Raw genomic sequence first — 25,672 nt, 5'->3', positions numbered from 1 at the left:
CCATGTCGCAAGCCTTGCGCCGCCGCAGGGGGCCCCCGCGGGCGGGACTGTGGCGCCATGGGCGAAATCTTGCCGAAACCGGGCCTTAAGGCGCGTCGGAAAGCGGCCAGTAGAAATCCGGCGGCATCCCGGCTTCTGCGCGCTTCTCCTCGTTGAAGGGCGGTTTCGTGCCGCCGGGGAAATAGCGCCGGACAAGGGCGTGAAAGGTCTCGGTCGGATCGAGGTCATCGCGGCCGCAGAGGAAGTTGAACCACTTGGCGCCGTAGGCGACATGATGGACTTCCTCGGCGTAGATGATCTCGAGCGCGGAGACGACATCCTCGTCCCCGGCGCGCCGGAAGAGGTCGATCATGCCGGGCGTCACGTCGAGGCCGCGGGCCTCGAGCACCATGGGCACGACGGCGAGGCGCGCGAGGATGTCGCCCGCCGTATCCTCGGCAGCGCGCCACATGCCGGCATGGGCGGGCAGCGCGCCGTAGTGGCTGCCGCGGGCCTCGAGGCAGTCGCAGAGCAGGGTGAAGTGCTTCGACTCCTCGTCCGCGGCGCGCACCCAGTCGTCGAAGAAGCCCGGCGGGAAAGGGATTCGGGAGAAGCGGGCGACCATGTCCCAGTGCAGGTCCACGGCATTGAGCTCGATATGGGCCACCGCGTGAAGCATGGCGAGACGGCCGGCCTCGGAACCGGGCTTGCGGCGGGGGACGTCTCGGGGCGGCAGGAGATCGGGCTTTTCCGGGCGAGACGGGCGCAGCGGCGGGGTGGCCTCGCCGACGATAAGCGGCGTGCCTGCGGCGCGGGAGGCCGTCCAGGCGGCCGCATGGCGGCGGGAGAGCGCGGTCTTGGCGCGGCCGTCGGCGGTGGTGAGCACCTCGGTGGCCATGTCGGCGAGGGTCCGGGGCATCGCGATCTCCGTCGTGGCCGGTCTGCCCGCCTCATGCACCCCCGTGCCGGTCCTCGTCCAGTGTGCGCAAGGGGGCCGAGCCGCGCGTGACATGCGTGGACCGGACCGGCGGGGCCGGTCCGGTGCCCCCGGCTCAGAGCGCCTTGACGGCCTCGAGCACCTCCTCGACATGGCCGGGCACGGAGACCTTGCGCCAGGCGCGGGCGATCCTGCCGTCTCCGTCGATCAGGAAGGTCGCGCGCTCGATGCCCATGTAGGTCTTGCCGTACATGCTCTTTTCCTTCCAGACGCCGTAGCGCTCGCAGACGTCTCCGTGTTCGTCCGACAGGAGGGCGACCTTCAGCCCGTGCTTGTCGCGGAACCTGTCGTGCTTCGACACGGAGTCCTTGGAGACACCCAGAACCACCGCGCCCGCCTCGGCAAAGGCGTCGGCATGTTCCGTGAAGCCCAGGGCCTCCCTGGTGCAGCCCGGGGTGTCGTCCTTGGGGTAGAAGTAGAGGACGACGGGCCTGCCGCGCAGATCGGCGAGGCCGATCTCGCCGCCGCCGTCGCGGGGCAGGGTGAAGGGGGGAGCCTCGGCGCCCGCTTCGATGATCATCGTGTCCGACATGTCTCTCGTCTCCGTGGTTGGACCTCGTCCCGCTTTCGTTCTAGGCCGCGGCACAGCAGAATAAAGCGCGGACGGAACGGGAGCGGATGAGCGGGGCGGACGAGCCAGGGCAGGCGGGGCGCAGGCGCGGGACGGGGCGGCGGGCGCGGCGCCTCGCGCGCGCGGGGGCCGCGGCGCTGGCGCTGCCAGTTGTTTTCGCCGTCGTGGCCGCGCTGGTGCTCTTCGGGCGCGACATCTCCGCGCCGAGCTGGGTCGTCGAGGAGGTGGAGGCCCGCGCCGCGGCCCTGACCGGCGGAGAGCTGAGTGTCGGGCATATCGCGGTGACGCTGGGGCGCGACTTTCATCCGCGCGTGCGGCTGTCGGATGCGGTCCTGAGGGATGCGGACGGCACGGACGTGGCGCGCATTCCGAAGGTCGATGCCCTGATCTCGCCGCGCGGCGTGCTTTTCCGGCGCACGCTCCTGGTGCAGCGGATCGAGGTTGCGGGCGCCGTGGTCGACCTGAGCCGGGACGAGGACGGGCGGCTGGCGGTGGCCTTCGGCGTTCCGGACGCGGAGGATGCGCCCGACCTCGCGGGTCTTCTGGGAGCCCTCGACCGGGCCACCGCGCGGGCGGAGCTCGAAGCGCTCGAGGAGATCCGGGCCGAGGGGCTGGTGCTCAATTACGTCGATGCGCGGGCGGGCCGGAGCTGGACGGTGGACGGCGGCAATCTCGCCGTCACCTTCGGCCGCGCGGACCTGGAGATCGCGGCGGACCTGTCGGTGATGTCGGGACTGGCCGAACCGACGGCACTTTCTGCGCGCTACGTGTCGCCGCGGGGGCTGGAGGCGGCGGAGCTGTCGCTGACCGTGGAGCGGGCCATGGCCGCCGACCTGGCCAGCCAGGCGGCCGCCCTGAGCTGGCTTGCGGTCCTCGACGCGCCGCTGACGGCGAACCTGCGCGCGAAGCTGGACGACGCCGGCGCCCTGAGCGACTTCGACGCCTCGCTGGCGCTGGGGTCCGGGGCGCTGAGGCCCACGGCGTCGGCCCGTCCCGTGCCGTTCGACGCCGCGCGCACCTATCTTGCCTATGATCCGCACGACGGCGTGGTCCGCTTCGACCTGATCGAGGTCGAGGGGGCGGCGGGCCATCTGGAGGCGAGAGGCCGGGCCTATCTCGGGGACATGGAACAGGGGTTGCCGGAGGAGATCCTCGGGCAGTTCGAGGTGGCGCGGGCGTCGGCCAATCCCGGGGCGCTCTACGGCGCGCCGCTGGAGGTCACCGGGGCGAGCGCGGATATCAGGCTCGAGCTGCGGCCCTTCCGGCTCACGGTGGCGGGCGCGCGGGCGCTGCTGGCCGCGCCGGGGGACGACGTGGCGCAGGTCACGCTGGCGTCGGCTCCGGGCATGCCGGAAGCGGTCCGGTCGGGGACGGAGATCCTCGGCGGGGCGCGGGTCTGGACCGGGCCGCAGGGCTGGCACGTCGCTGTGGACGGGTCGGCGGACGGTATCGGCCTGCGGCAGGCGCTGAGCCTCTGGCCCGAGGGCTGGAGGCCCGGCGTGCGGTCGTGGCTCGAGGCCAACATCCTCTCGGGCGAGATGCGCGACGCCACCGTGGCGCTGCGGGCCGAGCCGGGGTCGGACCTGCTTCTGGCAACCGATTTCACCCTCGCCGGAGCGGAGGTGCGGTTCCTGCCCCGGATGCCCGTGCTCGAGGGGGTGGACGGCTTCGTCGAGATCGTCGGACGCAGTTTCGCGGTGTCGCTCGACAAGGGCAGGGTCGTGGCGCCCGAGGGCGGCACGCTCGATCTGGCAGGTTCGACCATGGTGATCCCCGTGATGGGTCTCCCCGGTGCGCCGGTGGAATTCGGGCTGGAGGCGGCGGGCCCGATCCCGGCCCTCCTGTCGGTGCTCGACCAGCCGCCGCTGCGGCTGATACAACGGTCGGGTCTCGACACCGACGTGGCGGAGGGGACGGCGAAGGTCTCGGGCCGGCTCTTCATGCCGCTGGTCGAGGACCTCAGCCCCGAAGCGGTGAGCTATGTCATGGCGGCGGAGCTCGCGGGCGTGGACGCCGACGGCCTGATCCCCGACCGCCGGCTGACCGCGGCGCGGCTCGATCTCGCGGCGACGCCCGACGGGCTGGAGATCGCCGGCCGGGCCGAGGTCGACGGCGTCCCGGTGGAGGGGGCCTACCGCAAGGCCTTCACCCGCGGCGCCCCCGGCATCGTGGAGGCAGGGGTCGCGCTCTCTGCCGCGACCCTCGACAGCTTCGGCATCGCCTTGCCCGCAGGCGTGGTGACGGGGCAGGCCGAGGGGCGCCTGACCATGAGGATGCCCGAAGGCCGGGCGCCGGACTTCTCGCTGATCTCCACGCTTCAGGGGGTGCGCCTGTCGCTGCCGTGGATCGGCTGGAACAAGCCTGCCGGAGATACCGGGGCCTTCGAGATCGCGGGCACGCTGGGCCGCGATCCGAGGATCGACCGGCTGTCGCTCTCGGCGGGCGGGCTGGAGGCGCGGGGGCGGATCGATCTGGGACCCGGAGGCACGTTTCAGGCGGCGCGATTCGACCGGTTGACGGTGGGAAGCTGGCTTGACGCGCCGGTGACCCTGCGCAGCCGGGGCGAGGGCAGGCCGGTGGCGGTGGACATGCCGGGCGGGCGTCTCGATCTGCGCCGTGCGAGGTTCGGCACCGGCGACGCGGAAACCGGCGCGGGAGGGCCGCTGTCGATCCGGCTCGACCGGCTGCAGATCACCGACACCGTGGCGCTGACGGAGTTCGTGGGCGCCTTCCGGTCCGAGGGCGGGCTTGGCGGGACCTTTACCGCGCTGGTCAACGACGGTCCGGAAATCCAGGGCAGTCTGGTCCCGTGGCAGGGGCGCACCGGCGTGCGGCTGACCTCCCAGGACGGGGGCGCGGTGCTGCGGGCGGCGGAGCTTCTGCCCAATGCCTCGGGGGGCGGGATGGAGTTGATCCTGCAGCCCGCGGGTGGCGAGGGCACATTCAACGGCTCGCTGCGGATGACGGATCTGCGGGTGCGCGACGCGCCCGCGATGGCGGCGCTTCTTAACGCGGTGAGCGTCGTGGGCCTCCTGCAGCAGCTCGACGGGCAGGGTCTGGCCTTTTCGGAGGTCGATGCGCAGTTCCGCATGTCGCCCGAGGCCATCGTGGTGACCGCGGCGAGCGCGGTTGGCCCGTCGCTCGGCGTCTCGCTCGACGGCACCTACGAAATGGCGAGCCAGGTGATGGATTTCCAGGGCGTGGTCTCGCCACTCTACCTGCTGAACGGACTCGGCGCGGTGCTGACGCGGCCCGGCGAGGGGCTGATCGGCTTCAACTTCCGGCTTGGCGGCACGGTGGGGCGGCCGCAGGTGCAGGTGAACCCGCTTTCGGTGCTGACGCCGGGCATGTTCCGGGAGATATTCCGCCGCCCGCCTCCGCAGGTGGGTCAGTAGCGCCGGACGGGGGGCCTCATGAAGCTGAGCGAGTTCGATTTCGATCTTCCGGAGGCGCTGATCGCCACGCGCCCGGCGCGGCCGCGGTCCTCGGCGCGGCTGCTGCTGGCTGAAGGGGACGGGATCGAGGATCGACTCGTGCGGGATCTCGTGGAGATCCTTCGCCCCGGCGACCGGCTGATCCTGAACGACACGAGGGTGATCCCGGCGCGGCTGACCGGGGAAAGACGCAGGACCGGGGAGGCCGGGGAGAGCGCCGCCCGGATCGAGGTGACGTTGCTGGAGCCGCAGCCGGACGGGCTGTGGACGGCGCTCGTCAAGCCGCTGAGGAAGCTGAGGGAGGGCGAGGAGGTGGTGTTCTCGCCGGACCTTGCGGCCCGTCTCGAGGGGCGGCGCGACGGGCAGGGTCTCTTGCGGTTCAACTGCGCGGGCGAGGATTTCGACCGGGCCCTCGCCGAGGCCGGGGCGATGCCGCTGCCGCCCTACATCGCGGCGCTGCGCGCGCCGGACGAGGCGGACAAGGAGGATTACCAGACGGTCTGGGCAAGCCGGCCCGGCGCCGTGGCGGCGCCGACCGCGTCGCTGCATTTCGACGCGCCGCTTCTCGAGGCGCTGGAGCGGAGGGGCGTCGCGTTCACCCATGTGACGCTGCATGTGGGGGCGGGGACCTTCCTGCCGGTCAAGGTGGACGATGTCTCCCTGCACCGGATGCACGCCGAATGGGGCGAGGTCAGCGAATCCGCCGCCGCCGAGATCACCGCGACGAGGGCCGCGGGCGGGCGGGTGCTGCCTGTGGGCACCACCGCGCTGCGGCTCATCGAGAGCGCGGCGGACGGTCGGGGCGGGGTCAGGCCGTTCCGGGGGGATACGGACATCTTCATCACCCCGGGGTTCGAGTTCCGGGTGGCGGACGGGCTGATGACGAATTTCCACCTGCCGAAGTCGACGCTGATGATGCTGGTCTCGGCCCTGATGGGCGTGGAGCGGATCCGGGCGATCTATGCCCATGCGGTGGCGGAGAGGTACCGGTTCTTTTCCTACGGAGACGCGTCGCTCCTGTTGCCGAAGGGATGAGGGGGACGGGGCAGGCGGACCTTGGCCAAGGCCATGGGGGCGGGGCGTCTTGTCGGACGCGCCGTCGGGTGGATGCGTGGTGGGGGCCGGGTGGCGGGGTGGAACCCCGCCCTGCGGTTGAGGGTGACCGGGGTCGGGGCGCGGGTGCCATTGACCGGGCGGGGGTCCGGCGGTAGGGCCGCGGTCCGGCGGCGACATGGTGATGTCGCGCAAAGGTGCGACCCCCGGCGGGGCGACGCGGCATGGGGTCCGGACTCGGGGGACGCCGGAAGGGACGACGACAGATGATTTCGGTTCTCGGATCGGCCTGGCCGCTGCTGCTGGGGCTCTTCATGCTTATGGTGGGCAACGGTCTTCAGGGCACGCTTCTCGGCGTGCGCGGCGATATCGAGGGGTTCGGCACCTTCGAGATGTCGCTGGTGATGTCGGCCTATTTCGTGGGCTTTCTCGGCGGCTCGCAACTGGCACCGGGGCTGATCCGCCGGGTGGGTCATGTGCGGGTCTTCGCCGCGCTCGGTTCGGCGATCTCGGCGATCCTGGTCCTGTATCCCACGCTGGTGGACCCCTGGGCCTGGATCGCGGGGCGCATCATCATCGGCTTCTGCTTCTCGGGGGTCTATGTCACCGCCGAAAGCTGGCTCAACAACGCGGCCACCAACGAGACCCGCGGGCAGGCCCTGTCGCTCTACATGATCGTGCAGATGGGCGGGATCGTCTCGGCGCAGTACCTGCTGCTGCTGGGAGACGCGGGCGGGTTCGTGCTGTTCATCATTCCCTCGGTGCTGGTGTCGCTGGCCTTTGCGCCGATCCTGCTGTCGGTGTCGCCGACACCGGCCTTCGAGGCGACGAAGCCGCTGAAGCTGCGCAAGCTCGTGGAGGCCTCGCCGCTGGCGGCGATCGGCATGATCCTGCTCGGGGCGGTCTTTTCGGCGCAGTTCGGCATGGCCGCGGTCTATGCGACGCAGGTCGGGCTGAGCCTTGCGCAGATCTCGGTGTTCGTCTCGGCCTTCTACATCGCGGCGCTGGTGGCCCAGTATCCGATCGGCTGGCTCTCGGACCGGCTCGACCGGCGGCTCCTGATCGTCGGGATCGCGCTGGTGGGCGGGGTGGGCGGCCTCATCGGTGTCCTGCTTCCCCCGGACTTCTGGGTGCTCGTTGTCGCGGCGGCGCTGATCGGCGGGGCCTCGAACCCGCTCTATGCGCTGCTCATCGCCTATGCGAACGACTATCTGGAGCGCGAGGACATGGCCGCGGCCTCGGCGGGCTTCGTCTTCATCAACGGACTCGGGGCGGTCGCGGGGCCCGTTGCGGTGGGCTGGCTGATGGGCGCGATCGGCCCCTACGGCTACTGGCTCTTCATCGGGGTGCTGATGACTGCTCTGGCGGGCTACGGCCTCTACCGGATGACGCGTCGTCCGACCCTCAGCGACCCTGGCGCGACTGTGCCCTATCGGCCCGTCCTCGCGAATGCGTCGCCGGTTGCGGTGGAATTGGCGCAGGAGGTCTATATCGAGGCCGACACCGAGCTCGCCGAGATCGCGGAGCGGGCCGGGGACACCAGATCCGGCTGACCGCCGGCCGCGCGGAGGAGACATCGCCATGACGCCCCAGGACATCCTCGACTTCTGGTACGAGGACATGACGCCCGAGGAGTGGTTCTCCGTCTCCGAGACGCGGGACGCGGAGATCACCCGGCGTTTCGGCGCGCTCTGGGAGACGGCCGCCTCCGGCGGGCTGACGCGCTGGCTCGCGAGCCCGAGGGCGACGCTGGCCTACGTGATCGTGACGGACCAGTTTCCGCGCAACATGCACCGCGGCTCGCCCCGCTCCTTCGAGACCGATCCGAAGGCGCGGGCCGCGGCGAAATCCGCGCTCCTGCGGAGGCTCGACGCGCGGCTGAGCCAGAGCGAACGCTACTTTCTCTATATGCCGCTCATGCATTCGGAGACCCTGCCGGACCAGGACCGCTGCGTGCGGCTGATGCAGCTGCGCGTGCCCGACAATGCCCCGGCGCTGCTTCATGCGCGGGCGCATCGCGAGGTGATCCGCCGGTTCGGGCGGTTCCCCTTCCGCAACGAGGCGCTGGGGCGGGTCACCACCGATGCCGAGCGCGCCTTCATGGAGGCGGGCGCCTACGGGGCGGTGGTGCGGGAGATGGACGCCGCCGCCTGAACGGGGCGGAACGCCCGCATTCGAGCCAAATCCCCCGGGTCCGGGCCGACAGCGTTAAGGCTGCGGCAAGGCGGCTCGTCTATGCGTGATGCCGGGGCATGGGCGAAAGAAGGGCCGGTGAGCATCAAGCAGGGCACCGAGCAGTGGCGCGAGGACTGGGCCATGGCTCCGGTCGACGAGGCAGTCGTGCCCGAGGCCCTGGGCATCGCCAGCGAGATCATGGACGTCATGGAGCAGGGGATCGTGGTCTGGTCCGCGGCGGGCCTCTGCGACCTGCACAACGCCCGGGTCTTCGACGTGCTGGGGCTGGAGACGGGCGATCTCGGCCCCGGCATGTCAAGGGAGGCCTTCCGCGCGCGGCTGCACGACCTTGGCGTCGCCATCGACCCCGAGGCCGAGGCGACGGCCGGCGAGCGGATCGCCGACCGTCTGCCCTATACGCTCGACTTCAACCTGCCCGACCGGCGCGTGGTGCGGGCCAGCGCCCGGCCGACCCAGTCCGGCGGCTATGTGGTGAGCCTGTCGGACGTCACCGACGCCCGCCGCGCGGCGCGCGATCTCGTCGCGGCCCAGGAGGAGATGCAGGCGGTCGAGGAACGGGCGAGCCGGGTGCTGGCCCATGAACGCGCCCGCCAGACGGAACAGAGCCAGCTGTCGACGCTCGACGAGTGGCTGCAAAGCTGCAAGACACTGGACGAGCTCTACATGATCGTCACGCGCTTCATGGGGCGGGTCATGACCGGCACCGAGGGCGAGCTCTACACCTTCTCCGGCAGCCGCGACGTGCTCGACGGCGTCGGCAGCTGGGCCACCGGATCGCTGCATTCCGATATCGCGCCCGACAGCTGCTGGGCCTTGCGCCGGGGCAGGGCCTATGAATACGACCCGCAGGGCATCTGTTTCGTCTGCGGTCATGTCGATCCTGCGCCCGATGCCGACTATCCCGACCAGTATGTCTGTGTGCCGGTCGTCGCACACGGGGACACGGTGGGCCTCATGCATGTCCGCTTCGACCCCGGGGTGTGGACGGGGCAGGCACTCGCCGACAAGATGCGCTTCACCCGCCAGTGCGCCGAACACATCTCCATGGCGATCGCCAACGTCCGCCTGCGTGACGAGCTGCACGACCAGTCGATCCGCGATCCGCTGACCGGCATCTACAACCGTCGACATTTCATGGATGCGATGCGCCGGGAAATGTCGATCGCCGACCGTCGCGGGACACCCCTTGGACTGATCTCTTTCGATGCCGACAGGTTCAAGGATTTCAACGACAACCACGGTCATGACGCGGGTGACGCGGTGCTCCGCGCCCTCGCCGCCGTCACGCTCGAGGTGCTGGTCCATGGCGAGATCTGCTGCCGCGTGGGCGGCGAGGAATTCGCCGTGCTGCTGCCGGGACGGACCCTCGCGCAGACCCATGCCGTGGCGCTCCGGCTCTGCGAGGCCGTGGCGGCGATGGGCGTGCGCTACGCGGACGGGGTCCTGCCGCAGGTGACGATCTCCGCCGGCGTGGCGGAATATCCTGTGTCGGCCGCGAAGCCGGAGGCGCTGATCAAGCGGGCGGACGAGGCGCTCTACCGTGCGAAGCAGGAAGGGCGGAACCGGGTCGCGGGTCATGACGGCGCCCCGGACGCGGCCCCGCCGCGGCGCCCCGCGCGGCCAGAGCCCTGGCATGAACCCGCGCCCGCCATGGGGACGGGCGTGTCCGACGACGCGCCCGCCCGGGGCCTGCCGTCCGCGGGTCCGTTGCCGGAGGATGCGGGCGATGCGCTCGCCGATCCGCCACCCCGCCCGACCGAGCTCGCCTCCGCCGGGCCGGTTCCGCTGCCGGAGCGGGGCGGCATGGCGGCGCCGCGGTCCGGACGCGATCCGCCGTCGGAGGGGCCGGAGCGGCCCCGTCCGTCCGCGCCGCCTGCCTTTCTCCGCGGCCCGGTCCCGCCGCGCGACAGCGCCCTGGCGCCTCCGCAGATCCCCGAGGCCCGGGCCGCGGCATCGCCCGCTCCGCCTGCCGCGCCGCGCTCCCTCGGCGCAGACCCGCTGCCCTCGCGCGGCCCGCGCCCGGGCGGAGGGACCTGACCGCCGCCATGCAGGGACCGGGGGGCGGCCTTTCCCCGCAGGCCGGTGGCGGGCGGCGGCAGGATCGTCTAGCCTCTCGTGAAGTGCCCGAGCGGAGGACAAGATGGCCAGGAACTTCGACATGATCGTCATCGGCGCCGGACCCGGCGGCTACGTCGCGGCGATACGGGGCGCGCAGCTCGGTCTGAACGTCGCCTGTATCGAGCGCGAGCACCTGGGCGGCATCTGTCTCAACTGGGGCTGTATCCCCACGAAGGCGATGCTGCGCTCGGCCGAGGTGTATCACCTGATGCACCGGGCGAAGGATTTCGGCCTGTCGGCCGAGGGGATCGGCTACGATCTCGACGCCGTGGTGAAACGCTCCCGCGGCGTGGCCAAGCAGCTCTCGGGCGGCATCGGGCATCTGTTCAAGAAGAACAAGGTCACGACGGTGATGGGGGACGCGCGCCTCGCCGGAAAGGGCCGCGTCACCGTCACCACCGACACGGGCGAAGAGGAGCTGACCGCGCCCGCCATCGTCCTGGCCACCGGCGCCCGGGCGCGGGAGCTGCCGGGGCTCGAGGCGGACGGCGATCTCGTCTGGACCTACAAGCACGCGCTGCAGCCGCCGCGCATGCCGAAGAAGCTGCTCGTCATCGGCTCGGGCGCCATCGGCATCGAGTTCGCCAGTTTCTTCAACACGCTCGGCGCCGACACCACAGTGGTGGAGGTGATGGACCGGATCCTGCCCGTGGAGGACGAGGAGATCTCCGCCTTCGCCCGCAAGCAGTTCGAGAAGCAGGGGATGACGATCCTGCAGAAAGCCATCGTCAAGAAGCTCGACCGCGGCAAGGGCAAGGTCACCGCCCATATCGAGTCCGGCGGCAAGGTCGAGACGCGGGAGTTCGACAGCGTGATCTCCGCCGTCGGCATCGTCGGAAACGTGGAGGGGCTGGGCCTCGAGGAGGCCGGCGTCACGGTGGATCGCAGCCATGTGGTGACCGACGAATACTGTCGCACCGGGGTGGAGGGCGTCTACGCCATCGGCGATCTCGCCGGCGCGCCCTGGCTTGCGCACAAGGCCAGCCACGAGGGGGTGATGGTGGCCGAGCTGATCGCGGGCCGCAACGACGTGCATCCGATCAAGCCCGGGTCCATCGCGGGCTGCACCTACTGCCATCCGCAGGTGGCGAGCGTCGGCCTGACCGAGGCTCAGGCGAAGGAGAAGGGCTACGAGATCAACGTGGGCCGCTTCCCCTTCATCGGCAACGGCAAGGCGATCGCGCTGGGAGAGCCCGAGGGCATGGTCAAGACGATCTTCGACAAGGCCACCGGCGAGCTTCTCGGCGCCCACATGGTCGGCGCGGAGGTGACCGAGCTGATCCAGGGCTATGTCGTCGGCCGCCAGCTCGAGACCACGGAGGAGGACCTGATGGCGACGGTCTTCCCGCATCCGACGCTGAGCGAGATGATGCACGAAAGCGTGCTCGACGCCTACGGCCGGGCCATCCACTTCTGAGCTGCACGCCCTGGCCGCGCCCCGGCCCGGGGTCCGGGCGCGCGCGCCTCGTTCATCTGGCCGGAAATACTCCCTTCGGGAGCGCCCCCTGTCCGGGACGCGCCGCCTGCGGGATGCCCCGCCGGGCGCGCGGCACGCGCGCCCGGCGGATCGCCCCGGCGCAGCCGGGGCGAAACACCTCACTCCACGGTGATGGTCCGGGTGCCGAGAACCGTGTCGGGTGAGGCATCCATGAAATAGCGCAGCTCGTAGGTGCCCGGCGCATCGGGCAGGGGCACCTCCAGAGGATTGCCTTCACGGGTGTAGCGGTAGGTCTCGTAGCCGTCGCTGCCGGGCACGGCCACGCCGATGTAATCCCGGTCGTAGTCCGGGCCGTCATGGCCCACGAGCAGGGTGCCGCCGGCAGGGCCGCTGTCGGGGGCCACGAGGGTGACGGCGACGTCGTCCACCTCGATGGCGCGCACGGCCAGGACCTTGCGGTCCTGCCGCATGAAGTACCGCAGCTCGTAGCTGCCGGGCTCCGGCGGCATGACGATCTCCAGCGGATTGCCTTCCCGGGTATAGGTGAAGGTCTCGTAGCCGTCCTCGCCGGGCACCGAGACGCCGATGTAGTCGTTGTCGTAATCCGGTCCGGTCCAGTCCACCTGCACTCTTTCGCCGATCGCGGCCCGCTCAGGCGCCGTCAGCTCCGCCTTCACGGGGTTCACGGTGATTGGCGCGGTCGCAAGCACGCTGCGGTCCTGCCGCAGGAAGTAGCGCAGCTCGTAGCTGCCGGGCTCCGACGGCATCAGGAGGTTCAGCGGATTGCCTGCGCTCGTATAGGTGAACTCGACATAGCCACCGTCGCCGGGGATGGAGACGCCGATGTAGTCGTTGTCGTAGTCGGGTCCGGTCCAGCCGACCTGGATGGTCTCGCCCGCAACCGCCTCGGTCGGAGCGACCAGGTCGGCGCCCACCGCGACCACCTCGATGGGGCGGCTGGCGAGCACGCTGCGATCCTGGCGCAGGAAGTAGCGCAATTCATAGCTGCCGGGTTCGGTGGGCATGACCAGGTCGAGCGGATTGCCCGAACGGGTGTAGCTGAAGTTGACGTAGCCGTCCTCGCCCGGGATGGAGACGCCGATGTAGTCATTATCGTAGTCCGGCCCGGTCCAGCCGACCTGGATGGTGCTTCCGGCGGTCGACGACTCCGGCGCCACGAGGTCCGCGCCGACCGCGACCACCTCGATGGGACGGCTGGCGAGCACGCTGCGGTCCTGCCGCAGGAAGTAGCGCAGTTCATAGCTGCCGGGTTCGGTGGGCATGACCAGGTCGAGCGGATTGCCCGACTGGGTATAGCTGAAGTTGACGTAGCCGTCCTCGCCCGGGATGGAGACGCCGATGTAGTCGTTGTCGTAATCTGGTCCGGTCCAGCCGACCTCGATCGTCTCGCCGGCCGTGGCCTGCTCCGGCGCGGTGAGCTGCGCGCCCACCTCGACCACCTCGATGCTGCGCACAGCGAGCACGCTGCGGTCCTGCCGCAGGAAGTAGCGCAGCTCGTAGGTTCCGGGCTCGGTCGGCATCAGGAGGTCGAGGGGGCTGCCCTCGCGCGTGTAGGTGAAGTTGATGTAGCCGTCCTCGCCCGGGATCGACACGCCGATGTAGTCGTTGTCGTAGTCGGGCCCGGTCCAGCCGACCTCGATCGTGCTTCCGGCGGTAGCCTGCTCGGGAGCGGTGATCTCGGCCTTGACGACGCTCACGCTGACCGGCGCGGTGGCGAGCACGACCCGGTCCTGGCGCATGAAGTAGCGAACCTCGTACTCGCCGGGGTCGGGGGGCATGAGCAGGTCCACAGGATTGCCCTCGCCGGTATAGGTGAAGTTGATGTAGCCGTCCTCACCCGGGATCGACACGCCGATGTAATCGTTGTCGTAATCCGGTCCGTCCCAGCCGACCTGGATCGTCTCGCCGGCCATGGCCTCGGGCCGGAGGACGAGCTGTGCGGTCACCGGAGTGACCTCGATGGGCGAACTGGCGAGCACGACGCGGCCGTCGCGGCGATGGTAGCGGACCTCGTAGCTGCCGGGCTCGGAGGGCATGAGCAGGTCGAGGGGATTGCCCTCCTGCACATAGGTGAAGTTGACGTATCCGTCCTCGTCGGGGCGCGAGACCGCGATGTAGTCGTTGTCCTCCGCCGGACCGGTCCAGCCGACCTCGACGGTGGCGCCCATGGGCGCGGATGCGGGGGCGACGACGGTGGCCTGGGGCAGGGGTTCCTCGAAGACGAGAACGATCTCGCGCGGTTCGTCCACGAGGACGAAATCCTGGCTCTGTTCGGTTTCCGCCACGGTCCAGTAGCCCGTCACGGTATAGGCGCCGCGTTCGAGCGAGACCGTGGCGGGGTTTGCGGGGTCGATCTCCGTCCCGTCGCCGGCGGGGGTGATCTCCCACAACACCGGGTCCGTGATCACGGGACCGTCGGCGCTGCCGATGCGGGCGGTGAAGGTCACGTCTGTCATCTGCGGCGGGGCGGGGAACACGACCGCGGCCGTCACGTCACCGGGGCCCGTGACGGAAACGGAGGTCTCGCGGGACATTTCGCCGACGGTCCAGAAGGCCTCCACGTTGTAGCTGCCTTCGGCCATCCCGGGCAGGGTGAAGGGATTGCCGGCGCCCTCGTCGGTCAGGGTCGTGCCGTCGGCGGAAGTGACCGTCCAGAACACCGGATCGGCGATGGTCTCGCCCGTGTCGAACCGGGCGGTGAAGGTGCCCGTGACGGAGACCGGCTCGGGCTCCACCACCACGGCAAGCGCCTCGGTCAGCTCGCTGGCGTTGGCGGCGGTGGTGAAGGTGCCGCCGGTCTCCTCGGCAATGCACTGCATCTGGGCCAGTGCCTCGGGGTCCGATCCCACATCGAAGCCGATGACATGGGCGGTGAAGTCGATGCCGGCCTCCTCGAGCGCGCGCATGGCCGAGCAGGGGTCCGGGTTGCAGGTCTCGATCCCGTCGGAGACGAGCACCACGGTGGCCTTCTCCTCGGTGAAGCGCAGGGCCTCGGCGGCGGCGATGATCGCATCGGTCATCGGCGTGCTGCCGCGGGGGTTCAGGCCGTTGACCACCTCGACGATCTGCCCGGCGGTCCCTGTAGCCGGCGCGATCACCGTCTCGATGTCCGTGCAGTCGCCGCGGGTCCGGTGGCCGTAGACCGTCAGGCCGAGGTTCTGATCGGCGGGAAAGTCGCCCAAGACATCGGACACAACCTCGCGGGCGATGACGATCTTGTTGACCCCGTCGATCTGGCCCCACATCGAGCCCGAGCCGTCCATCACGAGGATCGTGTTCGGCCGCTGTTGCGCGGCGAGGGAGAGCGGCGTGAGCAGAAGGACGAGAAGCAGGAACAAGGCGCGCATGACTGACTCCGGAGATTCGCTGGGACGAAAGTTGCATGCCCGAAGGGCATTTGGCAATTTTTCGCCGTCCGACCCGGGTCAGACGTAGGCGATCAGACGTCCGGAGAGCAGAATCGCGGGCCAGAGCAGGAGCGAGAGCAGCGCGGCGGCGCGCATTCGGGCGATACCGAGGCGAGAGAGCCGCGCATGCAGCGCGAGATTGATCAGCGCCGCCGCGAGCAGCCCCATCTTGATCCGAAAGGCGGTGTTGCCGATGTAGTCGGTCGCCTGGGTCGCGAAGAGGGCGACGCCGAAGAGGAGCGCCAGGACAAGACCTCCGGCGGCCCAGACGCGGAGCCGCCCGATGTCGCGGCGACCGCGCAGCAGTGCCACGTCCATCGGTACGACCGCGCCCACCAGCAGCGCGAGACCGAAGATATGCCCCGCATTGACCAGCGGATAGGTCCAGCGCGAGGCCTTCAGGTGCTGAGCGAGGGCAGTGGCCTCGAGCGCCTCGGCCAGCCCCGTCACAGCCGTTCGGGATAAAGAGGATAGGTCTCGCCGTCGATCACGACGGCCTCAGCCTTCATCCGCTGATCGGCCGGGTCCGCCGAGCGTTCGCCGATGATGACCAGCTCGGCGCCGGGGGCGAGCATCTCGTCGGTGAGTCCCGCGCGGTCGTTGCGCCAGGGCTGGCCGACTTCGACAGTCCAGGTCTCGTCGTCGACCTGCATGGTGAGGACGCCATGCGGATTGCCGAGTTGCGCCTCGGTGACGCGGCCGGTCAGCTCGAACTGGCCGCCTTCGGTCCACCGCCAGCCATGATGAGCCAGGGCCGGAAGAGCGGTGGCAAGAGCGAGGATCGTTGCGAGGGCGAAGCGTATCATGAGCTGTCTCCGGTTGGATTGCCTTTGCCAAACCTGCCATGGAGGGGCCCGTTCCGGTAACGTCACGGTTTCGTGAGGATCCGGGGGCTTCGTGCCGCCGGACCTGGGGGGATGGCGGTGCGCGCGGGACAGCGCTAGGGGCGGGGGATGGACAGGGACAAGACCGACTGGCTGCTGATCGGACTGCTGTGGGCGCTCGGCCTGCTGGCGGCGGGACAGTTCGCCAAGGTGGCTCTCGCGCTCGAGGCCCTGGGCCGGAGCTACCCGGGGGCGCCGCTGCCGCTGGCAGTATCGGCGCTGAGCATCACGGGGATCGTGTTCGGTGTCACGGCGGGCGTGATCGTGGCGCGGCTGGGCCTGTCCCGGGCGCTGATCGGGGCGATGGCGCTGGGGGCGGTCGCATCCCTGGCGCAGGCGCTGCTGCCGCCGTTTCCGGTGCTGCTGGCGCTGCGGCTCCTCGAGGGTGTCGCGCACCTTGGGATCGTCGTCGCGGCCCCCACCGCCATGGCGATGGCCGCCAGTCCGCGGGACGAGCCCGTCGCCATGGGTCTCTGGGGCACGTTCTTCAGTCTCGGATTCGCGCTCTGGGCGGTCGTCGTAGGCGTCCTGCCAGACCCGAGCGCGGGCTTCGTGCTCCACGCGGTGGCGCTCGTGGCGCTGGCGCTGCCGCTGTGGCGGCGGCTGCCGCCCTCGCCGCCGGTGGCACAGGACCGCATGGCCTTCGTGGCCCGGCATCTGGAGATCTACCGGGCGCCGAGACTCGTGGCGCCGGCGCTGGGGTTTTTCTGGCACACGGCGCTGTTTCTGGGGCTGCTGACCTTCCTGCCCGGATTCGTCGGGGGCTGGACCGCGCCGCTCCTGCCCCTCGTCGCGCTGGTGGGGACCTTCGGCGCGGGCCTCGCCGCGCGCCGGATCGCGCCCCGGGCGGTGATGATGACCGGGTTCGCCCTGTCGCTGCTGGGCCTGGCGGTTCTGCTGGCGGTGCCGGAGGAGGCGCGAGGCGCGGTCGCGCTCTGTCTCATCGTGGTGATCGGGATCGTTCCCGGGGGCGCCTTCGCCGCCGTGCCGGCGCTCAACCAGAGCCGGGCGGACCGGGCGCGGGCAAACGGAGCCATGGCCCAGCTCGGCAACGTCGGAACGGGCGTGAGCGTCCCGTTGATGGCGGCCACTCTGGGCGCCGGGCTGACCGGTCCGGTGGCGGTGGCCGCGGTGCTCTCCGCCCTCGGGCTGGGCGTGGTCTGGCTTATCCACCGAAAGATCGCGTGAGGCGCTGGATATCGCGTTAATGTTCCCGTAACGTTCCGCCTGCGTGGTGGCCGAGCGCGGAGCGATGCACTAAGTCACGGCGGTCCCGAACAGGAGGGCGGCATGGCCGAGCTCAAGTACATCGAAGTCCGCGGCGCGCGCGAGCACAATCTCAAGGGCATCGACGTCGATATCCCGCGCGATCAGCTGGTCGTCGTCACCGGGCTTTCGGGGTCGGGCAAGTCCAGCCTCGCCTTCGACACGATCTATGCCGAGGGTCAGCGCCGCTATGTCGAATCGCTGTCGGCCTATGCGCGGCAGTTCCTCGACATGATGGAAAAGCCCGACGTGGACCACATCTCGGGGCTGAGCCCGGCGATCTCCATCGAGCAGAAGACGACGTCGAAGAACCCGCGCTCCACCGTGGGCACGGTGACGGAGATCTACGACTACCTGCGGCTTCTGTTCGCGCGGGTGGGCACGCCCTATTCGCCGGCCACCGGCCTGCCCATCGAGGCGCAGCAGGTGCAGGACATGGTCGACCGGATCATGGGCATGGAGGAGGGCACGCGCGGATACCTGCTGGCGCCGATCGTGCGGGACCGCAAGGGCGAGTATCGCAAGGAATTCGCGGAGCTGAAGAAGCAGGGCTTCCAGCGGGTCAAGGTGGACGGGGCGTTCCACGACCTCGACGATCCGCCGGCGCTCGACAAGAAGTTTCGACACGATATCGACGTCGTGGTGGACCGGATCGTGGTGCGCGAGGGTCTGGAGACGCGGCTGGCGGACTCGCTCAGGACGGCGCTCGACCTCGCGGACGGCATCTGCATCCTCGAGACCGCGCCGCGGGAGGAGGAAGGCGCCGAACCGGAGCGGATCACCTTCTCCGAGAAGTTCGCCTGCCCGGTGTCGGGCTTCACCATTCCCGAGATCGAGCCGCGGCTGTTCTCGTTCAACGCACCCTTCGGCGCCTGCCCGGCCTGCGACGGGCTGGGGCAGGAGCTGTATTTCGATCCGGCGCTGATGGTGCCGGACGCAGCGCTGTCGCTGGAGAACGGGGCCATAGCACCGTGGCGGAAGGGCAAGAGCCCGTATTTTCTGCAGACGATCGAGGCCATCGCGAAGCATTACGACTTCGATCCCAAGACGCCCTGGCGGGATCTCCTGCCGCATATCCAGCAGATCTTCCTTTACGGCTCGGGAGAGGAGGAGATCCGGTTCCGCTATGACGAGGGCGGCCGCGTCTACCAGGTCAGCCGCGTCTTCGAAGGCGTGATCCCCAACATGGAGCGGCGCTACCGCGAGACGGACAGCGCGTGGATCCGCGAGGAGTTCGAGCGGTATCAGAACAACCGGCCCTGCGGGACCTGTGGCGGCTACCGGCTGCGCGAAGAGGCGCTGGCCGTGAAGATCGGTCCCGCCAGAAGCGAGCATCCGGGCGGTATGCATGTGGGCGAGGTCGTGCAGATGTCGATCCGCGAGGCCTTCGACTGGTGCGGCAAGGTGCCCGACAGCCTGACAAGGCAGAAGAACGAGATCGCCCGTGCGATCCTGAAGGAGATCCGGGAACGGCTGGGGTTTCTCAACAACGTGGGCCTCGATTACCTCACGCTGAGCCGCAACGCCGGCACGCTCTCGGGCGGCGAGAGCCAGCGAATCCGGCTGGCGAGCCAGATCGGGTCGGGGCTGACGGGCGTGCTTTACGTTCTGGACGAGCCTTCCATCGGGCTGCACCAGCGCGACAACGACCGTCTGCTGACCACGCTGAAGAACCTGCGCGACCAGGGCAACACGGTGATCGTGGTGGAGCATGACGAGGAGGCGATCCGCGAGGCGGATTACGTCTTCGACATCGGACCCGGGGCGGGGGTGCATGGCGGGCAGGTGGTGGCCCACGGTACGCCCGCGGAGATCGCCGCGAACCCTGACAGCGTGACCGGCGACTACCTTGCCGGGCGGCGCGAGATCGCGGTGCCCGCGACCCGCCGCAAGGGATCGAAGAAGAAGATCACGGTGGTCAAGGCCTCGGGCAACAACCTGCAGGACGTGACGGTGGATTTCCCGCTGGGCAGGTTCGTCTGCGTGACGGGCGTGTCGGGCGGGGGCAAGTCCACGCTGACCATCGAGACGCTGTTCAAGACGGCGTCGATGCGGCTCAACGGGGCGCGGCAGGTGCCGGCGCCCTGCGAGACGATCAAGGGTCTCGAGCATCTCGACAAGGTCATCGACATCGACCAGCGCCCCATCGGGCGCACGCCGAGGTCGAACCCGGCGACCTATACCGGAGCCTTCACCCCGATCCGCGACTGGTTCTCGGGCCTGCCGGAGTCGAAGGCGCGGGGCTACAAGCCCGGACGGTTCAGCTTCAACGTGAAGGGCGGGCGCTGCGAGGCCTGCCAGGGCGACGGCGTCATAAAGATCGAGATGCACTTCCTGCCGGACGTCTACGTCACCTGCGAGACCTGCCACGGCGCGCGCTACAACCGCGAGACGCTGGAGGTGAAGTTCAAGGGAAAGTCCATCGCGGACGTGCTCGACATGACGGTCGAGGATGCGCAGGAATTCTTCAGGGCGGTCCCGTCGATCCGCGAGAAGATGGACGCGCTGATGCGGGTGGGCCTCGGCTACATCAAGGTGGGCCAGCAGGCGACGACGCTCTCGGGCGGCGAGGCGCAGCGGGTGAAGCTCTCGAAGGAGCTGGCGAAGCGGTCCACGGGTCGGACGCTCTACATCCTCGACGAGCCCACGACGGGGCTGCATTTCGAGGACGTCAAGAAGCTGCTCGAGGTGCTGCACGAGCTCGTCGAGCAGGGCAACACGGTGGTGGTGATCGAGCACAACCTCGACGTGGTGAAAACCGCGGACTGGATCGTCGACATCGGACCCGAGGGCGGTGACGGTGGCGGGCGCGTGGTGGCGACCGGCACGCCGGAGGACGTGGTCACTGTCGCCGAGAGCCATACCGGCCGGTACCTGGCGCCCCTGCTCAAGACGGGGCGGGTGGCGGCGGAGTAGGGCGCGCGCGTCTCGCCCTTGCGGGCGAGTCTCGCGGGCGTGGCGAGGGACGCGACCGTCCTCGCCCCCCCCGGGAGCCTTGGTCCGGAGGATGCCGGCGAGGGGGTGCGGCGCGCGCCCGGGCGCGCCTCACAGATCGGCGTGGAACTCCTCGATGAGGTGGCGCACCACGGCGCGCATCTGGGCGTCCCGGTCCTGACCTTGCGCCTCCGCCGCGTCGCGCACGGCGCGCTGACGTTCCGAAGACGTCCCGCCCTGCAGGATGTCGCGGGTGGCCTCGAGCTCGGCCGTGCAGCCCAGGGCGTCGGCATCCTCCGTCACGAGGTCGATCAGTTCCTCGAGGAGCGCGGGGACGGGAACGATCTCGCCGCGACCGAAGTCGATCAGCCCGCCGCCGACCCCGTAGCGCTGCGCGCGCCAGCGGTTCTCGGCGATCAGGAAGTTGTCGTAACGCCGCCAGCGCTGGTTCGAGCGCCGGAGCCGCCAGAGCATCCGCGCGATGCACTGGGTCGCCGCGGCGAGGGAGACCGCATGGTCGAGACGGGGGGAGACGTCGCAAATGCGGGTCTCCAGCGTCGGAAAGCGGTGGGAGGGGCGGATGTCCCACCAGATCTTCGTCGCGTCCTCGATCACGCCGATCTCGACGAGGGCGGCCACGGAACGCTCGTACTCCTCCCAGTTCTCGATGCGTGGCGGCAGGCCGGTGCGGGGCAGGTTGTCGAAGACCGAGATACGGTAGCTGGCCAGACCGGTGTCGATGCCCTGCCAGAACGGCGAGGAGGTGGAGAGCGCGAGGAGGTGCGGCGCGAAATAGGCCATCTGGTTCAGGAGATCGGCCCGCAGGCTGTCGTCGTTGAGGCCCACATGGACATGCATCCCGCAGATCAGCATGCGCCGCACCACGCCGCCGAGATCGTTGCGCAGCTGGTTGTAGCGTTCCTTGTCGGTGTGGTGCTGGGCCTTCCAGTCCGCGAGCGGATGGCAGGAGGCGGCGATGGGCGAGAGGTTCCAGCGCGCGGCGTGGCGGCTGACGCTGGCGCGGCAACGGCGCAGGTCGTCGCGGGCCTCGGGAATGGTGCGCGCAACGCGGGTGCCGATCTCGATCTGGCATTGCAGGTATTCGGGGCTGACCTGTTCGGCGAGGTCCTCCTGGCAGGCCTCGAGCAGGCCCTCGGGGGCCTCTCGCAGGGCGAGGCTGTCGCGATCGACGAGGAGGTATTCCTCCTCTATCCCCAGGGTGAAATCGGGCTCCGCCATCGCGTGCTCCCTGCCGTCGTCGCCGCATCAAAGCACAGGCGGCACCCGTGGCAAAGCGGAGGGTCTCAGGCGGGCAGCCTCAGGTCCGCAAAGCTGCGTTCGCTGCGTCCCAGCAGTTCGAGCGCCCCGATCTCGTCCTCGGCGATGGCGACCGTGACCCCGGGCAGGCCCTCCCAGCTGCGCTGGCTGATCCGGGCCATGCGGTAGGAGACGGGCGTGGGCGCATAGTAGACGACGAGCGTGTTCTCGTCGTGTTCGCGAAAGAGGCTGGCCTTTTCCGCCTGGAGCTTCATCACGCTCACAAGGTCGTCGTCGAAGCTCTCGATCGCGGACAGGTCCACGAGCTGGGGCTGGCCCGGCGTCCGCTCGGGATGGCGGGCGTAGGCGGCGAAGGCCCGCAGCGTCTCGGCGGTGTCGACATGGTAGAGATAGCGGACGTAGACGAGGCCGCCGGGAATGAAGTGAAACGTGACCGCCAAGGTTCCCTCCCGTCAGACTACCCGACCGGGTTTACCGATCGGGCGCGAAAAGGCAACCTTTGCGAAGCCTTGGCTCAGTCCATAGCCTTGAAATTGAACTCGCCGCCGTCCTTGATGCCGGAGAACCACCGGGCGGTGACGGTCTTCGTGCGCGTGTAGAAGCGGAAGGCGTCGGGGCCGTACTGGTTGAGGTCCCCGAATGCGGATTTCTTCCAGCCGCCGAAGGTGAAGTAGCTGAGCGGCACCGGGATCGGGAAGTTGATGCCGACCATGCCCACGTTGACCCGGCTGGCGAAGTCCCGCGCCGTATCGCCGTCGGCTGTGTAGATCGCGGTGCCGTTGCCGTACTGGTTCTTCATCACAAGGCTCAGCGCCTCCTCGTAGGAGCCGGCGCGGACCTGGGTCAGGACGGGGCCGAAGATCTCCTCTCGGTAGATGTCCATCTCGGGCGTCGCGCGGTCGAAGAGCGAGGGGCCGACGAAGAAGCCCTGCTCGTAGCCCTGAAGCTCGAAGCCGCGGCCGTCGACGACGAGGTCCGCGCCCTGGTCGACGCCGGACTGGATGAGGCTCTCGATGCGCTCTTTCGCGGCGGCCGTGATGACCGGGCCGTAATCCACGTCCTCGCCGGCCGTGTAGGGGCCGACCTTCAGCTTCTCGATGCGGGGAACGAGTTTCTCGACCAGCCGGTCGGCGGTCTCCTCGCCCACGGGCACGGCGACGGAGATCGCCATGCAGCGCTCGCCCGCCGCGCCGTAGCCCGCCCCGACGAGCGCGTCGGCGGCCTTGTCGAGATCGGCGTCGGGCATGACGATCATGTGGTTCTTCGCGCCGCCGAAGCATTGCGCGCGCTTGCCCGTCGCCGCGGCCCGTCCGTAGATGTACTGCGCGATGGGGGTGGAGCCGACGAAGCCCACAGCCTGGACCGTCTCGTCGTCGAGCAGCGCGTCGACCGCCTCCTTGTCGCCATTGACCACCTGCAGCACGCCGTCGGGCAGGCCCGCCTCCTTCAGCAGTTCGGCCAGCAGGATCGCGGTGGAGGGCGTGCGCTCGGACGGCTTCAGGATCATGGCGTTGCCGGAGACCAGCGCTGGCGCCATCTTCCAGAGCGGGATCATGGCGGGGAAGTTGAAGGGCGTGATGCCCGCCACGACGCCGAGGGGCTGGCGCATGGCGTAGAGGTCGATGCCCGGGCCGCCGTTGTCCATGTACTCGCCCTTCAGAAGATGCGGCGCGCCCATGCAGACCTCGACCACCTCGAGCCCGCGCTGCACGTCGCCCCGCGCATCCGGCAGGGTCTTGCCATGCTCGCGGCTCACGCATTCGGCGAGCCGGTCCATGTGCGCGTTGATGAGCGCGCCGAACTTCATCATCACCCGCGCCCGGCGCTGGGGATTGGTCGCGGCCCAGGCGGGCTGGGCGGCGGCGGCCCTTTCGACGGCCGCGCGCACCTCGTCCGCGCTCGCAAGCGGGACGCAGGCCTGCACTTCGCCGGTGGCGGGGTTCATCACGTCCGCAAATCGGCCCGAGCTGCCGGGCGTCCGCGCGCCGTCGATCCAGTGGTGAAGCTCTTCCATGGCGGTATCCTCCGAATTTCCGGCAGTCTAGTCTTGCGCAAATGCAGGGAACAGAGAGAATGTGGCAAAGTCATCTTGCAGGAATGCCTGACCCCATGTGCCGCCATCCCGCCGCGCCCCTGTGCGCCCGCCCCGGCCGGGGGCGTGTCCCCAGTCCTCATCTGGCCGGAAATACTCCTCTTCCGGACCGGCAGCGCGGGTCCGGGCGGTTCGGGCGATGAACTGGGACGACCTGCGCGTCTTTCTGGCCGTCGCGCGCACGGAAAGCCTGACCGGGGCGGGGCAGGTGCTGCGGATGGACCCGGCCACCGTGGGGCGGCGGGTTGCGCGGCTCGAGGAAGGGCTGGGACGGGCGCTCTTTGCCCGGAGCCCGAGGGGCTATGCGCTGACCGACCTCGGCGTGCGGTTGCGGGACCACGCGGTGCAGGCGGAGGCGGCGCTGGATGCCGCCCTCGAGGAGGGGCAGGGAGAGGCCGGCCTGACCGGAACGATCCGCATCGGCGCGCCGGACGGCTGCGCCAACTTCCTGTTGCCGCAGGTGGTGGCGCGGCTCGCCGAGGAGAATCCGGGCCTCGACATCCAGGTGCTGGCCGCGCCCCGGGTGGTGAACCTGTCGCGGCGGGAGGCGGATCTCGCGATCACCGTCTCTCCGCCCAAGACCGGGCGGCTGACGGTCCAGAGGATCACGGGCTACCGGCTGCATCTCGCCACCCATCGCGACTGGGCGGGGGGCGATCCGCTGGCGTTGCCGCTGGTAGGCTACATCCCCGACATGATCTTCGATGCCGAACTCGACTATCTCGGCGAACTGGGGCGCGAGCGGGTGGCGCGGGCGTCGAACTCGGTGGCGGTGCAGCTCCAGATGCTGCGGCAGGGCGGGGCGGCGGGGATCGTGCACGATTTCGCGCTGCCCTTCGCCCCGGAACTGGTCCGGGTGCTGACGGACCGCCTGTCGCTGGAGCGGGCCTTCTACCTCGTGCGGGATGCCGCCGACCGGCGGTCGGACCGGATGAACCGGCTGGCGGAGGTGCTGATCGCGGGTCTGCGCGCGGAAGTGATGCGCCTGGAGCGGATCGCGGCGGGGGATCAACCGTAATCGGACCAGTCGATACCGTGGCGCCGGGTGAACCAGAAGAAGAGCGGCATCTCCATGGCGAGCATCGTCAGGAACGAGAAGACCCACCAGCGCGTCTCGACGAAGAGCAAGTCGAAGCGCAGTCCATGGCCCGCGTAGAGCAGGCCCGCTACCAGCAGGGCCGCACCCGTGATGGCGACGTCGCGCAGGCTGATCGCCAGCGCGGTCTTCTCCTCGAGGCCCGGATAGACCCAGAAATACCCGAAGGCGAGGAAGGCGGCGTTGATACAGAGAAGGACGGCTTCGGGCGGCATCGCTTTCCCCGCGGCAGGACGCTTGACAGGACGGACTTTCAGGGTGGAGCCTGTGCGGATCAAGCCGGTTTTGGGAGGACATGGCATGACGGTGGCGAAAATTCTCAAATCGAAGGGCAACGACCAGGTCGTCTGCATCGCGCCGGAAAAAACCGTCGCCGACGCCGCCCTCATGCTGTCGGAAAGACGGATCGGCTCGCTGGTCGTCTCCAGCGACGGCAAGACGCCCCTCGGCATCCTGTCCGAGCGCGACATCGTCCGCGAGATCGGGCGGCGCGGGGCGGGCTGCCTGCAGGAGCGGGTCGAGGCGATGATGACGACGCGGCTTGTGACCTGCACCCGCGAGGACAGGGCCGACGGCATTCTCGCCACCATGACCCAGGGACGGTTCCGCCACATGCCGGTCATGGACGGCGAGGCAATGGTCGGTCTGATCACGCTGGGCGACGTGGTGAAGTACCGTCTCGAAGAACTCGAGATGGAGAAGGGCGCGCTCGAAGGCATGATCATGGGTTTCTAGAGCGCTTCGCGTTCAGCGGACCTCCCGGGCGCGGTGGAACGCGCCCTGCGGGGCGACCGCTGCATCGCCCGCGTGGGGCACGGCCTGAACCCGGTCGACCGCGAGACGCTACGGGGCCCGGCTTGCACGCCCCTGCGCAATCGTGCTCTCTGACCGCCGACGGACGCGTCCGG

19 protein-coding genes are annotated in these 25,672 nt (G+C 69.7%); 10 read left to right on the top strand and 9 right to left on the bottom strand.

Annotated features, from left to right (window positions below; translation table 11 throughout):
• Positions 1 to 85: 85 nt before the first annotated feature.
• Positions 86 to 898: a ferritin-like domain-containing protein gene (locus EAT49_RS01780; protein WP_123640559.1), complete on the bottom strand. Its 813-nt coding sequence runs from the start codon at positions 896 to 898 to the stop codon at positions 86 to 88.
• 133 nt (positions 899 to 1,031) lie between these two features.
• The gene (gene bcp / locus EAT49_RS01775) at positions 1,032 to 1,508 is read right to left on the bottom strand and encodes a thioredoxin-dependent thiol peroxidase (RefSeq protein ID WP_123640558.1); all 477 of its coding nucleotides are present in this window, start codon (positions 1,506 to 1,508) and stop codon (positions 1,032 to 1,034) included.
• Between the two features lie 86 nt (positions 1,509 to 1,594).
• Here bcp and EAT49_RS01770 point away from each other — a divergent pair, with 86 nt between their 5' ends.
• From EAT49_RS01770 to lpdA, 6 genes are all read left to right on the top strand, one after another.
• Positions 1,595 to 4,942 (top strand): YhdP family protein, encoded by a 3,348-nt coding sequence (locus EAT49_RS01770; protein WP_123640557.1) that lies wholly within the window; start codon positions 1,595 to 1,597, stop codon positions 4,940 to 4,942.
• A gap of 18 nt (positions 4,943 to 4,960) precedes the next feature.
• A complete protein-coding gene (gene queA, locus EAT49_RS01765) occupies positions 4,961 to 6,016 on the top strand; it encodes a tRNA preQ1(34) S-adenosylmethionine ribosyltransferase-isomerase QueA (protein WP_123640556.1) in 1,056 nt (351 codons plus the stop codon).
• A gap of 284 nt (positions 6,017 to 6,300) precedes the next feature.
• Positions 6,301 to 7,587, top strand: coding sequence for an MFS transporter (locus tag EAT49_RS01760; RefSeq protein ID WP_123640555.1), 1,287 nt, complete (start codon positions 6,301 to 6,303; stop codon positions 7,585 to 7,587).
• Positions 7,588 to 7,615: 28 nt separating this feature from the next.
• On the top strand, positions 7,616 to 8,188 hold the full coding sequence (locus EAT49_RS01755) for a DUF924 family protein (RefSeq protein WP_123640554.1): 573 nt from the start codon (positions 7,616 to 7,618) through the stop codon (positions 8,186 to 8,188).
• 117 nt (positions 8,189 to 8,305) lie between these two features.
• Positions 8,306 to 10,267, top strand: coding sequence for a sensor domain-containing diguanylate cyclase (locus EAT49_RS01750; protein ID WP_185020608.1), 1,962 nt, complete (start codon positions 8,306 to 8,308; stop codon positions 10,265 to 10,267).
• A gap of 103 nt (positions 10,268 to 10,370) precedes the next feature.
• Positions 10,371 to 11,765 carry a dihydrolipoyl dehydrogenase gene (gene lpdA / locus EAT49_RS01745; RefSeq protein ID WP_123640552.1) on the top strand — a complete coding sequence of 465 codons (1,395 nt, stop codon included), beginning with the start codon at positions 10,371 to 10,373 and terminating at the stop codon, positions 11,763 to 11,765.
• 179 nt (positions 11,766 to 11,944) lie between these two features.
• Here lpdA and EAT49_RS01740 read toward each other — a convergent pair whose 3' ends face one another.
• The 3 genes from EAT49_RS01740 to EAT49_RS01730 form a co-directional block, all read right to left on the bottom strand.
• Positions 11,945 to 15,154, bottom strand: a complete 3,210-nt coding sequence (locus EAT49_RS01740; protein ID WP_123640551.1) for a VWA domain-containing protein — start codon at positions 15,152 to 15,154, stop codon at positions 11,945 to 11,947.
• 78 nt (positions 15,155 to 15,232) lie between these two features.
• Positions 15,233 to 15,664, bottom strand: coding sequence for a hypothetical protein (locus tag EAT49_RS01735; RefSeq protein WP_246003720.1), 432 nt, complete (start codon positions 15,662 to 15,664; stop codon positions 15,233 to 15,235).
• Entirely contained in the window at positions 15,661 to 16,020 is a 360-nt protein-coding gene (locus EAT49_RS01730; RefSeq protein WP_123640550.1) for a DUF6152 family protein, read from the bottom strand. Before EAT49_RS01730 ends, EAT49_RS01735 begins: the two co-directional genes overlap by 4 nt.
• Positions 16,021 to 16,167: 147 nt before the next feature.
• On the opposite strand from EAT49_RS01730, the gene EAT49_RS01725 reads away from it, so the two are divergent.
• On the top strand, positions 16,168 to 17,286 hold the full coding sequence (locus tag EAT49_RS01725; RefSeq protein WP_123640549.1) for an MFS transporter: 1,119 nt from the start codon (positions 16,168 to 16,170) through the stop codon (positions 17,284 to 17,286).
• Between the two features lie 102 nt (positions 17,287 to 17,388).
• Positions 17,389 to 20,280: an excinuclease ABC subunit UvrA gene (uvrA, locus tag EAT49_RS01720; protein ID WP_123640548.1), complete on the top strand. Its 2,892-nt coding sequence runs from the start codon at positions 17,389 to 17,391 to the stop codon at positions 20,278 to 20,280.
• 129 nt (positions 20,281 to 20,409) lie between these two features.
• Here the strand turns inward: uvrA and EAT49_RS01715 are convergent, their stop codons facing one another.
• The 3 genes from EAT49_RS01715 to EAT49_RS01705 all read right to left on the bottom strand — a co-directional run bounded on the left by EAT49_RS01715 (position 20,410) and on the right by EAT49_RS01705 (position 23,590).
• On the bottom strand, positions 20,410 to 21,537 hold the full coding sequence (locus tag EAT49_RS01715; RefSeq protein WP_123640547.1) for a carboxylate-amine ligase: 1,128 nt from the start codon (positions 21,535 to 21,537) through the stop codon (positions 20,410 to 20,412).
• 65 nt (positions 21,538 to 21,602) lie between these two features.
• The gene (locus EAT49_RS01710; protein ID WP_123640546.1) at positions 21,603 to 22,016 is read right to left on the bottom strand and encodes a hypothetical protein; all 414 of its coding nucleotides are present in this window, start codon (positions 22,014 to 22,016) and stop codon (positions 21,603 to 21,605) included.
• Positions 22,017 to 22,090: 74 nt separating this feature from the next.
• Entirely contained in the window at positions 22,091 to 23,590 is a 1,500-nt protein-coding gene (locus EAT49_RS01705; protein ID WP_123640545.1) for a CoA-acylating methylmalonate-semialdehyde dehydrogenase, read from the bottom strand.
• A 217-nt stretch (positions 23,591 to 23,807) separates the two neighbouring features.
• Between EAT49_RS01705 and EAT49_RS01700 the strand changes: the two genes are divergently transcribed.
• Entirely contained in the window at positions 23,808 to 24,686 is an 879-nt protein-coding gene (locus tag EAT49_RS01700; protein WP_123640544.1) for a LysR family transcriptional regulator, read from the top strand.
• On the opposite strand, the gene EAT49_RS01695 is transcribed toward EAT49_RS01700, so the two are convergent.
• A complete protein-coding gene (locus tag EAT49_RS01695; protein WP_123640543.1) occupies positions 24,677 to 24,979 on the bottom strand; it encodes a hypothetical protein in 303 nt (100 codons plus the stop codon). The genes EAT49_RS01700 and EAT49_RS01695 overlap by 10 nt on opposite strands.
• Before the next feature lie 85 nt (positions 24,980 to 25,064).
• Here EAT49_RS01695 and EAT49_RS01690 point away from each other — a divergent pair, with 85 nt between their 5' ends.
• Entirely contained in the window at positions 25,065 to 25,499 is a 435-nt protein-coding gene (locus tag EAT49_RS01690; RefSeq protein WP_123640542.1) for a CBS domain-containing protein, read from the top strand.
• Positions 25,500 to 25,672: the final 173 nt, after the last annotated feature.

It is taken from the genome of Histidinibacterium lentulum, from assembly GCF_003789055.1.
Taxonomy (GTDB): domain Bacteria; phylum Pseudomonadota; class Alphaproteobacteria; order Rhodobacterales; family Rhodobacteraceae; genus Oceanicola; species Oceanicola lentulus.
Note: the sequence above shows the minus strand (reverse complement) of the source record. Positions and strands in the feature narration are given on the sequence as shown.

What these genes read in the sequence shown, in the direction of transcription:
- EAT49_RS01780 (WP_123640559.1), bottom strand. Translation starts at nt 898, where the DNA reads ATGCCCCGGACCCTCGCCGACATGGCCACCGAGGTGCTCACCACCGCC.
- bcp (WP_123640558.1), bottom strand. Translation starts at nt 1,508, where the DNA reads ATGTCGGACACGATGATCATCGAAGCGGGCGCCGAGGCTCCCCCCTTC.
- EAT49_RS01770 (WP_123640557.1), top strand. Translation starts at nt 1,595, where the DNA reads ATGAGCGGGGCGGACGAGCCAGGGCAGGCGGGGCGCAGGCGCGGGACG.
- queA (WP_123640556.1), top strand. Translation starts at nt 4,961, where the DNA reads ATGAAGCTGAGCGAGTTCGATTTCGATCTTCCGGAGGCGCTGATCGCC.
- EAT49_RS01760 (WP_123640555.1), top strand. Translation starts at nt 6,301, where the DNA reads ATGATTTCGGTTCTCGGATCGGCCTGGCCGCTGCTGCTGGGGCTCTTC.
- EAT49_RS01755 (WP_123640554.1), top strand. Translation starts at nt 7,616, where the DNA reads ATGACGCCCCAGGACATCCTCGACTTCTGGTACGAGGACATGACGCCC.
- lpdA (WP_123640552.1), top strand. Translation starts at nt 10,371, where the DNA reads ATGGCCAGGAACTTCGACATGATCGTCATCGGCGCCGGACCCGGCGGC.
- EAT49_RS01740 (WP_123640551.1), bottom strand. Translation starts at nt 15,154, where the DNA reads ATGCGCGCCTTGTTCCTGCTTCTCGTCCTTCTGCTCACGCCGCTCTCC.
- EAT49_RS01730 (WP_123640550.1), bottom strand. Translation starts at nt 16,020, where the DNA reads ATGATACGCTTCGCCCTCGCAACGATCCTCGCTCTTGCCACCGCTCTT.
- EAT49_RS01725 (WP_123640549.1), top strand. Translation starts at nt 16,168, where the DNA reads ATGGACAGGGACAAGACCGACTGGCTGCTGATCGGACTGCTGTGGGCG.
- uvrA (WP_123640548.1), top strand. Translation starts at nt 17,389, where the DNA reads ATGGCCGAGCTCAAGTACATCGAAGTCCGCGGCGCGCGCGAGCACAAT.
- EAT49_RS01715 (WP_123640547.1), bottom strand. Translation starts at nt 21,537, where the DNA reads ATGGCGGAGCCCGATTTCACCCTGGGGATAGAGGAGGAATACCTCCTC.
- EAT49_RS01705 (WP_123640545.1), bottom strand. Translation starts at nt 23,590, where the DNA reads ATGGAAGAGCTTCACCACTGGATCGACGGCGCGCGGACGCCCGGCAGC.
- EAT49_RS01700 (WP_123640544.1), top strand. Translation starts at nt 23,808, where the DNA reads ATGAACTGGGACGACCTGCGCGTCTTTCTGGCCGTCGCGCGCACGGAA.
- EAT49_RS01695 (WP_123640543.1), bottom strand. Translation starts at nt 24,979, where the DNA reads ATGCCGCCCGAAGCCGTCCTTCTCTGTATCAACGCCGCCTTCCTCGCC.
- EAT49_RS01690 (WP_123640542.1), top strand. Translation starts at nt 25,065, where the DNA reads ATGACGGTGGCGAAAATTCTCAAATCGAAGGGCAACGACCAGGTCGTC.